Annotated in this window: 10 protein-coding genes; 9 read left to right on the top strand and 1 reads right to left on the bottom strand. The window is 48.1% G+C overall.

The features are described from left to right. The first annotated feature begins 8 nt into the window (after positions 1 to 8). The 5 genes from GGU45_RS13375 to GGU45_RS13355 all read left to right on the top strand — a co-directional run bounded on the left by GGU45_RS13375 (position 9) and on the right by GGU45_RS13355 (position 6,345). Complete coding sequence (locus GGU45_RS13375) at positions 9 to 1,094, top strand: sialidase family protein (protein WP_435225476.1); 1,086 nt, start codon at positions 9 to 11, stop codon at positions 1,092 to 1,094. Positions 1,095 to 1,555: 461 nt separating this feature from the next. Further along, a complete protein-coding gene (locus tag GGU45_RS13370; protein ID WP_435225475.1) occupies positions 1,556 to 2,497 on the top strand; it encodes a dihydrodipicolinate synthase family protein in 942 nt (313 codons plus the stop codon). A gap of 101 nt (positions 2,498 to 2,598) precedes the next feature. Then, entirely contained in the window at positions 2,599 to 3,996 is a 1,398-nt protein-coding gene (locus GGU45_RS13365; protein WP_435225474.1) for an alpha/beta hydrolase family protein, read from the top strand. A 205-nt stretch (positions 3,997 to 4,201) separates the two neighbouring features. Beyond that, positions 4,202 to 5,059: a sugar phosphate isomerase/epimerase family protein gene (locus tag GGU45_RS13360; protein ID WP_435225473.1), complete on the top strand. Its 858-nt coding sequence runs from the start codon at positions 4,202 to 4,204 to the stop codon at positions 5,057 to 5,059. 128 nt (positions 5,060 to 5,187) lie between these two features. Next, positions 5,188 to 6,345 (top strand): alpha-hydroxy acid oxidase, encoded by a 1,158-nt coding sequence (locus GGU45_RS13355; RefSeq protein ID WP_435225471.1) that lies wholly within the window; start codon positions 5,188 to 5,190, stop codon positions 6,343 to 6,345. Positions 6,346 to 6,568: 223 nt separating this feature from the next. Here the strand turns inward: GGU45_RS13355 and GGU45_RS13350 are convergent, their stop codons facing one another. Next, complete coding sequence (locus GGU45_RS13350; RefSeq protein WP_435225470.1) at positions 6,569 to 6,787, bottom strand: hypothetical protein; 219 nt, start codon at positions 6,785 to 6,787, stop codon at positions 6,569 to 6,571. A gap of 279 nt (positions 6,788 to 7,066) precedes the next feature. Here GGU45_RS13350 and GGU45_RS13345 point away from each other — a divergent pair, with 279 nt between their 5' ends. The 4 genes from GGU45_RS13345 (at position 7,067) to GGU45_RS13330 (ending at position 14,964) form a co-directional block, all read left to right on the top strand. Beyond that, on the top strand, positions 7,067 to 9,562 hold the full coding sequence (locus GGU45_RS13345; RefSeq protein ID WP_435225468.1) for an L-rhamnose mutarotase: 2,496 nt from the start codon (positions 7,067 to 7,069) through the stop codon (positions 9,560 to 9,562). Positions 9,563 to 9,652: 90 nt separating this feature from the next. Continuing rightward, positions 9,653 to 10,747, top strand: a complete 1,095-nt coding sequence (locus GGU45_RS13340) for a Gfo/Idh/MocA family protein (RefSeq protein WP_435225466.1) — start codon at positions 9,653 to 9,655, stop codon at positions 10,745 to 10,747. A 239-nt stretch (positions 10,748 to 10,986) separates the two neighbouring features. Continuing rightward, a complete protein-coding gene (locus GGU45_RS13335; protein WP_435225465.1) occupies positions 10,987 to 12,561 on the top strand; it encodes an SLC5 family protein in 1,575 nt (524 codons plus the stop codon). A 3-nt stretch (positions 12,562 to 12,564) separates the two neighbouring features. Further along, positions 12,565 to 14,964 (top strand): alpha-L-rhamnosidase-related protein, encoded by a 2,400-nt coding sequence (locus GGU45_RS13330; RefSeq protein ID WP_435225463.1) that lies wholly within the window; start codon positions 12,565 to 12,567, stop codon positions 14,962 to 14,964. Positions 14,965 to 14,968 lie beyond the last annotated feature (4 nt).

The following is a 14,968-nucleotide window of genomic DNA, read 5'->3' as shown; positions in this document are numbered from 1 at the left end:
TTTGTTGTTTGTTAATAACAATTGTAACTACCGCACAGACTTCGCGCTGGAAGCAGGGGATCCTGATTGATGAATTTATCTACGATACAGCCTCCTTTCCGCAGGCTCATGCATCTACGATTGCCGAAACGCAGGATGGACTGATTGCCGCCTGGTTTGGTGGCACAAAGGAAGGCAATAAAGACGTTTGTATCTGGACCAGCCGCCTGGTGAATCACCGCTGGACGGCACCGGAAATGGTGGCCGATGGTATTTTGAACGATACCACCCGTTATGCCTGTTATAACCCGGTGTTGTACTATGCGCCCACCGGCGAATTATTATTGTTTTACAAAATAGGTCCCAATGTGGCGGGTTGGACGGGCTGGCTGAAACGCTCGCGTGACAATGGTAAAACCTGGAGTGCGCGGGAAGCGCTGCCCGATGGCTTCCTGGGACCGATCAAGAACAAGCCCGAGCTAATCAATGGGGTTTTGATCTGTCCTTCCAGTACCGAGAAGAGCGGATGGAAAGTGCATTTTGAATATACAAAGGATTGGGGGCATACCTGGACAAAATCAGCACCCATCAATGATGGCATACAGTTTTCGGCCATACAACCCTCCATCTTAAAATATAAGAATGGTGATCTCCAGGTATTGGGGCGCACCCGGAATACCGTGATCTATCAAAGCTGGAGTAAAGACAAAGGGAGAACCTGGTCGCCGATGACGACAGCAGACCTGCCCAACAACAATTCCGGTACGGATGCTGTTACCTTAAAAGATGGTCGACAGCTGCTGGTATATAATCATGTGTTGCCGGATTCCACCTGGAAGAAAGGGAAAGGGCCGCGCACGCCTTTAAATGTGGCGCTTTCAAAAGATGGTAAAAACTGGTCAGCGGCTCTTGTGTTGGAAGACTCACCGATCAGCCAGTATTCATATCCATCGGTGATCCAGGGGAAGGATGGCATGGTACATATCGTGTACACCTGGCGCCGCCAAAAAATAAAATATGTAAAGATCGATCCTTCAAAGCTGAAACTTACTCTTATAAAGAATAAACGCTGGCCTGGAGCTGTTAGTGCGCGGGGCGTGGTGACGGATGATTAGCGAACTGAAGTTCGCTTTTGGTGACCGGTCGAGGCAATGCCTCTGGCACATTCTGAGAAAGCCGGAGCCATCATGCTGTTGATCCTCACGTGTTGCAGGTTATAAAGGCCATCGACCTGCCCATCTCCCAACTCTGAATCGGAACGTTCGGATCATTCCGGAGATTGAACGCACTACTGCGATTCATGCGCCGCCGGCTCGCCCTATCAGGCAACCGTCCGGTACACTATATAGTAGCTTATACCTGTATCATCTGTAGTACAAGGCCATCGGCCTGGTTCATGTCCCCAACACCGGAATTCATTCCGGGGACAGAACGCGCAAGAGGAGTACTGAGTGCCATCGGCACGATACATATCACCCCCCTCCGAAAATAACAAAATCCTACATCTCATTAGTGGAATTCTACAGTCTTTAAACAAAAAAATATCCAAACTTTATCGGCTTCAAACAATAGATGCATGAAAGCGATTGCAGGAAAGTTTGTACCCGTAATGATCACGCCCTTTGACCTGAAAGCCGGTATCGATTATAATGCGGTAACGGAGTTGGTAGCGTTCTATCTGGAAGCAGGTGTGGAAGGCTTTTTCGCCAACTGCCTCAGCAGCGAGATGTTCAGTCTCACGGAGGAAGAGCGGCTGGCGCTGACACAGCACGTGGTAAAATGTGTCAACGGGCGTGTGCCGGTAGTGGCTACGGGCTCCTTTGGTCTTACGGTGGAAGATAAAGCCCTGTTTACAAAAAAAATGTATGATACGGGTGTGGATGCGGTCATTATGATCAGCGGACATTTTGCAAAAGTGGAGGAGGGTGATGCGGTACTGTTGCGTAATTTTGAAACATTGTTTTCGCTTACGGGTGCTATTCCGCTGGGTATTTATGAATGCCCGGCGCCTTACAAGCGCATACTGGGTGCGGATGTTTTCAAACAGCTATTAAAGTCTGGTCGTTTGGTTTACCACAAGGATACTTCCATCACACATCAAAATGTAAAAGCCAAGCTGGATGTATTAAAAGTAGCCGGTAGTTCCTTGGGGTTTTATGATGCACACACGCCCAACACTTTGTTCAGCATGCAGCGGGGCGCAACGGGGATGTCGTCCGTATCCGGAAACTTTTATCCTGAAGTGCTGGTTTGGATGGTAAAGAATGCCAATAACCCGGAGCAACAGGAAACGGCGAAATGGTTACAGGGGGAGTTGACCAGCGTGGATCCTATGATCCACCAGGCCTACCCCATGAGCGCCAAATATTTTCTGGAAAAGCGCGGATTGCCGGTGCGCACCATCAGTCGTGCTTATGCGCTGCATTTAACACCCGATCAGAAAAAAGAAGCAGATGCGCTCTACAGCCGGTTCCTGGGTTGGTGCAACCGGTTAGGAATTCAGCCCGTGGGATTGTAATTTTATTGGATGGTGTGTGGTACGCACGCCGTGGTACCTGTTCGCACGTACCGCTTTATGATTAGTTTTATTATTATTTGGCCAGCTTCAGTACTACTATTATGCTTTACTTGCGTCGCACTCTTGTACTTTGGGGATTCCTGTTTGGCTTTTTTGCCGGGGCACAGGAAAATACAGACAACCGGTATGCAGAGTCATTACCCCAGGTATTAAAAAATATTGAAGCACGCTATGGTGTTGCGATCCGGTATCCGGATTCTCTCGTAAAAGGAAAAACGTTGAATTATGCCCGCTGGCGTTTTCGCCCGGATGTGGAGGAAACGCTGGAAAATGTGCTGGCACCCTTTGATCTGAAAGTCAAAAAAGACGGTGATAAAAAATATAAGATCAATGGTTATGAATACTACCGGTGGGCGGTGGAAGATGGATGGGCCGAGCTGGATCGCATCGCATCGCAGTATAAAAATGTAGGAGAATGGGAATTGCGGAAAAAGGAATTGAAACAATGTATTCTTGAAAAATTGCAACTGGCAAAATTACCAACCTGGCCCATTAGCAAGCCCATCATCACTCCACAAAGGAAATATAGTGGCTATACTATTGCAAATATTGCGCTCGAAATCCTGCCGGGGGTATGGATCAATGGATCGTTGTATAAACCGGAAAAATACAAAGGGAAGATTCCGGTCATCCTGAACCCGGACGGTCACTGGCCACAGCAGCGATACCGCGCCGATTGCCAGTTGCGCTGTGCCGCCCTTGCAAAAATGGGCGCCATGGCTTTTAGTTATGATCTCTTTGCCTGGGGCGAATCGCTCTTGCAGTTCAACACAGAAGATCATCGCCGCAGCCTGGCCATGACCATACAGGCATTGGGTTCCATCCGCATCCTGGATTATCTGTTAGCATTAAAAGACGCTGATGCCAGCCGGGTGGGCATCACGGGCGGCTCCGGCGGAGGCAGTCATACGGTATTAATGACGGCCATTGACGACCGCATCAAAGTATCGGCACCCGTGGTTTCGCTCTCTTCTTATTTCTATGGCGGCTGTCCCTGCGAAAGCGGGATGGACATCCATAGCTGCGGTGGCGGCACAGATAACGTGGAGATTGCTGCGATGGCCGCCCCACGCCCGCAACTGGTGGTAAGCGATGGGGGCGATTGGACGGATAAAATGCCGGAGCATGATTTTCCCTACCTGCAGAAAATGTACAGTTGGTATGGCAAAAAGGCCGATGTGCAAAATGTACACCTACCCACAGAAAAGCACGATTTTGGCATCAACAAAAGAACGGCGGTATACCGTTTTATGGCGCAGTACCTGGGTTTGAATATAAAAGCAATTGAAGACAAGCAGGGTGCAATCGATGAATCGGGGATCACGATTGAGGAAGAGCAAAAAATGTATGTCTTTGGTGATCATGGGGAGCGATTGCCGGCACATGCAGTAAAGGGTTTTGACAACCTGGAAAAGGTTTTTGAAGCGGCAGTGAGATAGTGTATAATTGATGGTTCACCGTCACCTGACCGGAACATTGTCACCTCGACTGTAATGGAGAGGTCTCTGCGGAAACTGCCTCATATCTATAATTTGAAGCTTACTTGTTGAGGGGATTTTCGTAAAGGTTTCCCGGCTGCGCTCGAAACGGCGATGATAACGGCCATTCGAGACGTCCACGTCTCGAATATTGAACTTACTAAACATGCAAAAAATATTCTTATACATCCTTATCCTTGCATTACCGCTTGCCGGCATTGCCCAAAAATCGCAGCGTTATAAAATAGCATTGATAGACCTGATGCTGCTAAAACGCCAGAAGCTCAGCGCGCTGCCACTTGCAAAGGAACTGAATGCTGATGGAATCGAAATCGATATGGGCAGCCTGGGCAACCGGGAAACCTTCGATAATATACTGGCGATCGATTCCGTACGGGAGCAATACCTTCAAAAGGCGCGGGAACTGAACCTTGAAATTCCATCCCTGGCTATGACGGGTTATTATGCTCAATCCTTTTGCCAGAGGGAACATTATAAGGAATCTATAGCCGACTGCATCGCCACTATGAAAAAAATGCAGATTAAAACCGCCTTTTTGCCGCTGGGTATACAATGTGATCTGAAAAAATATCCCGAAAAGCGACCGGCCGTGGTGGCACGCTTAAAAGAAGCCGGCCTTATGGCGCAAAAAGCAGGTGTGGTTGTTGCCATAGAAACAGCGTTGTCGGCAAAAGAAGAACGGAGGCTGCTAAAAGAAATCGGTTCGCCGGCTATCAGCATCTATTTTAATTGCTCAAATCCGCTGAAGGAAGGGCGTGATCTGTATAAAGAACTGCGCATACTTGGTGCAAAAAACATCGCTATGATCCATTGCACCAATAAGGATAGCGTTTGGCTGCAGAACGATCCGCAGCTGGATCTTCACAAGATGAAAAAGATCCTGGATCGCATGAAATGGAGCGGATGGCTGGTGGTAGAGCGCTCGCGCGATGCACAGCGCCCGCGGGATGTGAAGTATAATTACGGGGCTAATGTGGCTTATTTGAAAAAAGTATTCCGATAAACCATTTTTGCCATTTATCAAACAATTTATTCAGGAAAGGGTCTTGCCGGATGGCACAGGATAGCGATTTGGATTTTATTTGTTAATCTTGCTGTTTTTGATAATCGGTCTTTTCCGCAAACAGAGTTATGAGTACAAATTTACTGCAATACAATTCCCAATACCCTTCCGTGGCAGATCTGAAAAGAAAGGCAAAAAAACGGATTCCGAAATTTGCTTTTGATTACCTGGAAGGGGGATGTAATGATGAATTGAATGTTTGGCGGAACGAGGAAGATTTTAAACATATCTTCCTGATGCCCCAGTATCTGAAAAAGCATCATGGCGTGGATATGCGTACAGAATTGTTCGGCCATACCTACGATGCGCCGTTTGGAATTGCGCCGGTAGGATTGCAGGGGCTGATGTGGCCCAATGCCCCCGAGATCCTGGCCAAAGCAGCCCTGCGGCATAATATTCCTTATGTTTTAAGCACAGTTTCCACCAGCAGCATCGAACGTATTGCAGAACTTTCGGAAAGTAAATTCTGGTTCCAGTTGTACCATCCCACGGAGAATGAATTGCGGGATGATATCCTGCGCCGGCTCGAAGCGGTAAACTGCCAGGTACTGGTGGTGCTCATCGATGTGCCTTCTTTTGGATTGCGTTATCGCGAGATAAAGGCCGGGCTTTCGATGCCGCCCAAAAACACCATTAGCAATTTTGTACAGGCGGCCATGCACCCCGTGTGGGGGATCGAAACCCTGCGGGCAGGTATTCCCTCCTTTGCCACGCTAAAACCCTATATGAAAAAGGGGATGGACATGAAGCAGCTGGGAAAGTTTATGAACGCCACATTTACCGGTCGTGTTGATGCGGATAAAGTGGCGGCCATAAGAGATAGATGGAAAGGAAAACTGGTGGTAAAAGGAGTGGTGAGTGAGCAGGATGCAGAGCTGTGCGCAAAGATAGGGGCAGATGGCATCATTGTTTCCAATCACGGCGGACGGCAGATCGATGCGGGAGAATCAACCATTCGCCCGTTAAAGGGATTGGCCGACAAGTATAAAAATAAATACAAAGTAATGATCGATAGCGGCCTCCGCTCGGGTCCGGATATTGGCCGGTCCCTGGCCTGTGGCGCCGATTTTACATTTATGGGCCGCCCTTTTATGTATGGAGTAGGGGCTCTCGGAAAAGCCGGTGGCGATCATACCATCGCGATGCTTAAAGCGCAATTGAAGCAGGTAATGGAACAGCTTTGCTGTGAAACCATCCGCGATTTTCCGCAGGCATTGATATCATAAGCAGTTGTTTTTTAATAGGTATTTGGCCTGCGGCACTCCCGCTACTATTAATGGGGCTATCATTCAGAATGAATTGCCGGGCTGAAAAGTGGATCAGGCCGGAGACCTTTTTTTATTGAGATCAAATGCAAAAGGCATCGCCTCAATTAATTATCAATAGCGAACTTCAGTTTGCCACACCTGAGAAATGATGGAAACGGAAGAGCCATAGGCCCGTTCCATTTTACAAAACGCCGCCACCAATCATCAGCCGGAAAATACCCACAAGAATAACGATGATGCTCAGTGTTTTACCGGTAGAAGAACCTCCAATGACAGAAACGATCAGTGAGAAGATGCCTATTGGGATTACCAGCCAGTAAAGCCAGCCAAGCAGGGGGATAAACGCAACAATGGCAAGAATACTTGCAATAAGGGCTAATAAAATGCAGATGATCTTCATTATGTTTGTTTTTTTAATGAAGATACAAAGATGATACCTGAGATCCGGGTTAACGAATGCCGATCGGTAAAACAGGTTGCCTTGCCGGTAAATGGGCGATGTATTCCCCTTAGTAAAATTTGCCAGTATATTAGCGATTAGCAGCATCTGCTTTTGTATTCTTTCAGGTACATTTACAGAGTACAGCGCAAAGGATAAATTCGTGATTGTGTTATTAGGGCAACCTTTTGCCACTTGTGCGGTATCAGTTAAAAAAAAAACGAGAAAAACAGCGCCATTGTGAAACGGTTGTGTCTTGCATTTGTTACGGGATTTTTTGCTGTGCTGGCAGTACGGGGGCAGGTATATGTTGCCCCCGATGGAAACGATGCCGCCGCCGGTACCCTCAATGCTCCCAAAGCCACATTGGCGGCAGCAATACGGCAGGTACGGGAAGAACGGCGATTACGCAAGGCCCCGGCCGGAAAGATTATGATGAAGGGAGGCACCTATTACTTAAACGAACCGGTATTCATAAGACCGGAAGACAATGGTACGCCTGCCAATCCATTGGTAATAGAGGGGGCGCCTGGAGAAAAACCTGTTTTGAGCGGTGGCATCCTGGTAAAAGGGTGGAAGGAAAATACCGACAACCTAAAAGGGTTGCCCCAGGCGGCGGCGGGGCGTATATGGGTAGCTAACCTGCCGGTTATAGCCGGCCCAATCCCCTTTCGACAGCTATGGGTAAATGAAAAAAAAGCGGTAAGGGCAAAGAGCTCCCCGGGTAATGAAATGCACCGGATCCGGAACTGGGATAAAAAAACAGGAACAGCGGTTATTCCGCTACACCCGTTTGAGGATCTTGAAGTAACGGATGGGCTGGAATTTTTTATTCATCAGTGGTGGGAGATCGCCCGCCTGCGCGTCCGGAAGCTGGAGAAAACCGGCGATAGCTGCCGGGTTTGGTTTTACGAGCCGGAAAGCCATATTCAGAATGAGCATCCCTGGCCGGCTCCCTGGCTTTCCGCAGAAACAGGTAACTCCGCCTTTTATCTTTGTAATTCCCTTTCGTTTTTGGATGAACCCGGAGAATGGTATTGCGATGCAGCCAGCAGAAAGATCTATTACTATCCCCGGGCAGATGAGGATATGGCTGTTGCAGAAACCGTTATTTCCCGTTTAGAAAATCTTGTAATTGTTAAAGGCTTACCCGAAACTCCGGTAGAACATATACAGATCAAAGGGCTCCGTTTTGAACATAGTGCCTGGAACCGGTCTTCGCTGCAGGGGCATGTACCGCACCAGGCTGGCCTGTACATGACGGAAGCCTATAAACTCCGGCCGGCCGGCACGGAGGAAAAACCAACACTTGACAACCAGGCCTGGGTAGGCCGCCCCCAGGCCGCGGTGGCGGTATCCTATGCGGCCGATATCCGTTTTGATGACAATCGTTTTGAGCACCTGGCCGCTACAGGCCTGGATCTTCGCATAGGGGTAAAGGCCTCCTCCGTTACCGGAAATCTTTTTAAAGACATAGGAGGAACCGGCATCCAGGGCGGATATTTCGGCGATGATGGGCGGGAGATACATAAACCTTACAACCCCACCGGTAACCGAGTGATCTGTGAAAATATTAAGATCGCCAATAACCTGGTTACGGATGTAGGCAATGAAGACTGGGGCTGTGTGGGCATTGGAATGGGATTTTCGCGCAACATCAGCATTGAACGGAACGAGGTTGAAAATGTACCGTATTCGGGAATCAGTATGGGATGGGGATGGACGCCAAAAAAAAATATCATGGAACGCAACCGCATCCGCTTTAACCGCATTCATCATTATGGCCGCGCAAATTATGATTGTGCAGGCATCTATACGCTGAGCGCACAACCCGGAACGTTGATAGAGGAAAATTATATTGACAGCATTTATAAAGCACCTTATGCGCACCTGCCCACGCATTGGTTTTACCTGTATACCGATGAAGGATCGTCCGGTATTATCTTGCGTAATAACTGGACACCGGCTCAAAAATATTTGCAAAATAATAATGGCCCCGGCAATCAATGGAGCAATAATGGTCCGGGGGTGGCATCAGCTGTAAAAGCAAAAGCTGGTTTGGAAAGCCGCTACCATGCATTACTAAAAGAAAAAACAAGCCAGGGGGTGCATCTGGATATCAATAAGCAGCGAAAAGAGCTTGTTGAGCTTGTTGGCGGTGATAAGAATCGCATTGATCTAAAAACACTGAATACCCTGCTTCATGAAAAAGGGGTGCAGCAGGCAACCATCGGGCAATGGCAGCAGCACACCGTGTTTTATGGCCTCGTAACGGATGTGAACGTACTGCGCGGACAATTGCAAAAAGTATTTCCGGGTGTCACCGTTAAAGTGTACCAGGATCTGGTGTATGAGTTTGATCGGGCCGAACGTTGCCGGGGCGCTGTGATTGCCAGGGAATGGACGGATATTATCATGACCGCTAACCTGGTAAATGATCCCGGGAAGCAACAGGAATATCTTGATGATCACGCCACGCAATTTGAAAAATGGCCGGAGGTGTCCAACGGATTTTGCAACGCAGATTTTCAACAACTGCGGGTATTTAAGAATGGAAGGCAGCTGATGTTAGTGATCAGTATTCCCAAAGGCGAAAAGCTGGATGATTTAAACCCCAAAACCAGCGAAAATAATCCGCGCGTGAACGATTGGAACCAGTTAATGAGCGGTTACCAGGAGGGTATCGAAGGAACGAAGAAGGGAGAAACCTGGGTGGAGCTGACGAATGGTGAATAGGAAATGACGGGTAGCAAGTGGGGATAGCGGCTGGCCATATTGATAGTCCACGCTCCGTAGGAGCGATCCATTTGTAATAAAAACAAACACATGTTAAATATCGGGATTGTAGGATTAGGAGAGGGCCGGAGCACCATGTCGGCCGCATTACAAAGCAAAAAATTGCAGTTGAAAATGATTTGTGATGCCAACGAGGAATTATGCAGGCAACGCAGTAACGAGTTCCGGTTTGAGCATTATACCACGCATTATGAAACATTGTTGAACGACCCGGATATTGATATAGTGGCCATTTATACGCCGGATCATTTACACGCACAACATGTGCAAATGGCATTGCAGCATGGTAAACATGTGGTGTGTACCAAACCCTTTATTGATAACCTGGCGGATGCAAAAGCATTGTTGAAATTGCAGCAGAAGACCGGGAAGAAGGTGTTTGTGGGGCAAAGCTCCCGTTTTTTTGAACCTTACAAACGGCAGCGGGCCGATTTTGAAAAGGGGCTCATTGGCGAGTTGATAACAATAGAAAGTCATTATAATGCCGATCATCGCTGGTTTTTAAAAAAGAAATGGGCGCTGGAAAAATCATTTAAATGGTTGTACGGCGGGTTAAGTCACCCCGTTGATTTTATTCGTTGGTACCTGCCGGATATTGAGGAGGTCATGGGTTATGGGATGATCAGCGCCAACGGCAAAAAAGCCGGCCTGAAAAATGAAGATACCATGCATTTTATTTTTCGCAACAAGGACGGCCGCATTGCCCGCGTAAGCGGCGCCTATACCGGACCGGTGCAGCCAACCAACCGCGAAAGCGGGATGAGCTGCATCCTGCGCGGGACGGAGGGCGCCAGCCAGGCCGACTATCATGAGCTGCGTTATGCCATCACCAATAATAAAGGCGGGCAGCAATTGATTACCTGGGGCGATCAGCAGCTGAACCATTATTTCCGGTTTGAAGGGCAAAGCCATCACGCCGGCGAATATCAGAATTACCTGGAGTATTTTGCAGATAGCATCAACAATGATACAGTGGCTTACCCGGACATGCGCGAGGGAATTGGAACGGTGGCGCTATTGCAGGCCATGGATCAGAGTTTGAAAACAAGGCAGCCGGTTGCGGTTAAAACCTTGCTGAAGGAGTATGGGTTGGGGAAATTATTGAGAATGGTTAATAGCGAGTAGTGATGGTAAGAAGTGAATAGTCAATGATCAATAGTGAGGAATAAATAGAGGACGTTGGGCCAACGGGTAGCGCAGCTCTGTAAGAGCGTAACATTTGTAGCGTTGAATGAATGGTGAATAAGACAGCTCCGCAGGAGCGTAACATTGGTAGCCGATCATTGCACCACAGCACAAGTGTGCGATGCAAGACAGATGATAGCAGTACAACAGACGGTAATAAAATAAAAGATAACGAATTAATGAACCATCTTATTTCAAGATTACAACCCATCGATTATGCCATAGTGGTAGCCTATCTTGCGGTACTGCTGATCATCGGCTATCGCGCCAGTTTTGGCCGGAGAAAAAAGAAAGATGAATCCCTGTTTCTTGCCGGAAAATCGTTGAACTGGTACAATATCGGGCTTAATATGTGGGGTACCAATGTGGGCCCCTCAATGTTGCTGGCCTTTGCCAGTATTGGTTATGCTACGGGTATTGTAGCCGGAAATTTTGAATGGTATGCCTTTGTGTTTCTGATGCTGCTGGCCATGGTGTTTGCACCAAGGTACCTGGCGAGCAATGTAACTACCATGCCGGAGTTTATGGGACAGCGTTATGGCGAAGGCACGCGGAACATTCTGGCCTGGTATGCATTGATAAAAATGTTGATCTCCTGGTTGTCGCTGGGCCTGTTTGCCGGTGGCTTTCTGGTGCGGCAGATCCTGGGAATACCCATGTGGCAATCGGTGATCGTGTTGGTATTGTTTGCCTCTCTGTTTGCAATGGCGGGAGGTTTAAGGGCCATCGCCAGGGTAAACGTGTTCCAGATGATCCTCCTGATCATTGTGTCCTGTATCCTTTGTGTATTGGGCGTTCAAAAAGTGGGCGGACTTTCTGCATTGTTTTCAAAAACACCGGCATCCTATTGGAGTTTGGTGCGGCCTGCATCCGATGCGGGTTATCCCTGGCCGGCGATCTTGCTGGGTTACCCGGTATCGGCTGTGGCTTTTTTTTGTACAGACCAGGCCATGGTACAATCCGTACTTGGCGCGCGCAACCTGGAGCAGGGCCAGCTGGGCGTAAGTTTTATTGGCTGGCTCAAGATTCTTTCCATTCCCTTATTCATCATCCCCGGTATCGCTTGTTCGGTATTGTATCCGCAGCTTGCAAGTCCCGATGAGGCTTATATGACGATGGTTACCAACCTGTTTCCTGCGGGGCTAAACGGCCTGGTCATTGTGGTATTAATCGCCGTGCTGGTGGGTACCATCGGCTCGTCTTTAAATGCCCTGAGCACCGTATTTACAACGGATATTTATGTAAAGAAAATAAACCCTGCCGCCACTAACCGGCAAATCATCAAAGTAGGGCGCCTTACGGTGCTGGCCGGTTGCGGTTTTGCCATATTGATGGCCATTGCCATCGACAGCATTAAGGGGCTCAACCTGTTTGATGTGTTTCAGGCGGTGCTGGGCTTTATAGCGCCTCCGCTATCTGCCGTGTTCCTGCTGGCGGTGTTCTGGAAAAAAATCACACGCAGGGCGGTAAACTTTACGCTTTCCTGGGGATCGGCCATCAGCCTTGGTATTGGGGTCGTTTATTTATGGATATTGCCGGCAAAAGAATATTCCTTCTGGCCGCATTACTTATTGTTGTCGTTTTTTATTTTCCTGCTGCTCGTTGTTGTGGCCCTGCTGATAGCGGTTACAGACCCCCATCCTGTGCGCACGGCCATAGCAACCCAGGAGTTGGCAAAGCCCACCAAAAGGGTAAAGATTGTTTGGGGCGCGTTGTGTACGGTAATGATTGTTTTGTATTTAATATTTGGTTAATATATGATGAATAAAAAAAATAATGGGCCCGGCAGCAGTGCTGCTATTGCGCTTTACTTGCGTCGCACACTTGTACGGCAATGCAGGCATCGGCTTTTTAAATATCCGGTTCGTGAGGACAGGAACCCAGACTCGGGAAATAATGGCCTGCCTCGGGTCCGCAAGGATCTCCCTGCCGGACAGGCATGCACGAACCGGAGCGTATGGTCGTGGCGTGTGTCTTCACGCGCCACTCAGAGTACCATATTTTTAAAACTCTTTGTGTTCATTTGTGTCTTTGCGTCTTCGTGGTTCGCGGCGTCCGCACAAACCTGGATCTGGTATCCCGGCGATTATGAAATATGGCTTTCCAATGAAATGCAAAACCGCCGTACAGAACGGGGTGCTTTTTATCCTGTATTCTGGAAAGCAGACAGTCATTACCCGCTGGTGGATTTTCATAAAACGTTTGAACTGGACCGGCCCGAAACCGTATCCGTTTACGCAGAAGGACAGTATAGCATCAAACTGGACGGCAAGCTGTTTCCCGGAACGCCGGGAGCTATTGAAGTACCTGCCGGTAGCCACAAAATCAATATTAAAGTATTCAACCAGGCCACACCGCCCACGGTTTTTGTAAAGGGCCGCACCATTGTGTCTGATAGCAGCTGGCAAGTGACTTTTGAAGATAAAGAGTGGATTGATGAAACGGGAAAGGCTTCCGATCTGTCGGCCACCGTTTTCAGACATGCGGGCAGCTGGAATTTTGATCATGCCGCAGCAAGGCCTTCCGCCTATAAATTGCCGGTTACACCGGTGGCAGCTACATCCGCTGAAAAACGGAGCGAAGGCATGCTGGTGGATTTTGGAAAAGAAACCTTTGGTTATGTAAAGCTGCACGGGGTAACGGGTAAAGGTACCATCTCGCTTTACTATGGCGAAAGCCGGGAGGAGGCGCTGGATACCGCGGCTTCAGAAACTTTCGACCGTATAACGGTCAACCAGCTCAATACCGTGGATACCATCAATCCCAACTCAAAAGCATTGCGGTATGTAAATATTGTTATTGATGGAAATGTACAACTGGATCATGCTTCGCTTTTATATGAATATGCACCACTGGAGGACAAAGGCGGGTTTCGTTGCAATGATGAGGAGCTCAACCGGATCTATGAGGTGGCCAAATACACGTTGCACCTCAGCACCCGGGAGTTTTTTATTGATGGTATCAAACGCGATCGCTGGATCTGGAGCGGGGATGCCTATCAAAGCTACCTGATGAATTATTACCTGATGAACGATAACGAAACGGTAAAACGCACGACCTATGCATTGCGCGGCAAAGACCCCGTAACAGGGCATGTAAATACTATTATGGATTATACCTTTTATTGGTTTATGGGAGTGTATGATTATTACCTGTACAGTGGCGACAAGGATTTTTTGGTGCAGAACTATGGTCGTATGAAATCGTTGATGGATTTTGTCTGGAACCGGCGCAATAAAAACGGGTTGCTGGAAGGGCTGCCGGGCGACTGGATCTTTATCGACTGGGCTACCGGCCTCAGCAAGGAAGGGGAGGTGAGTTTTGAACAGTTGCTTTTTGCAAGGGGATTGGAAACGATGGGACTTTGTGCAGCGCTGGCGGGGCGTAGCCAGGATGCCGCACATTACAAAGCAGCGGCGGCGGAGCTAAAGCAAAAATTATTTTCCATATACTGGAGTGATAAGGCAAAGGCGCTGGTGCACAGCAGGGTAAACGGGAAGCCCACAGAAAATGTGACCCGGTATACCAATATGTTTGCGATCTTCTTTAATTATTTTAATGATCAGCAAAAACAGATGGTAAAGAACTCTGTACTGCTGAATAAAGAGGTGCCGGCCATCACCACACCCTATATGCGTTTTTACGAACTGGAGGCTCTCTGCGCGCTTGGCGAACAAGACTATGTGCTGCAGGAAATGAAAAATTACTGGGGTGGTATGCTAAAGCTGGGGGCTACATCCTTTTGGGAAGAATATGATCCCTCCAAAAAGGGCGCGGAGCATTACGCTATGTATGGAAGAAAGTACGGTAAAAGTCTCTGTCATGCCTGGGGTGCCAGTCCCTTGTATTTGTTGGGAAAATACTATCTCGGCGTTAGTCCAACAGCTCCCGGCTATGCACAATATGAAGTAAAACCGGCCCTGGGCGGGCTAAAATGGATGGAGGGTAACGTGCCCACTCCTGCAGGAAATATAGAACTTTATTGCAGCGATAGAGAAATTAAAATTACATCGCCTGTGGGTAAAGGGAAATTGATTATCATCAGCAAAACAAAGCCGGTGTGTAAAGAGGGTCAGGTGACTGTTAAAGGAAATAATATATACGAATTAACGATTGAGAAGAATAAAAAATATCAGGTTCTGTATAAAGCAATTTAGGTGA

Origin of the sequence: Niabella hirudinis, assembly GCF_051201075.1 — a bacterium.
GTDB lineage: Bacteria > Bacteroidota > Bacteroidia > Chitinophagales > Chitinophagaceae > Niabella > Niabella hirudinis.
Note: the sequence above shows the minus strand (reverse complement) of the source record. Positions and strands in the feature narration are given on the sequence as shown.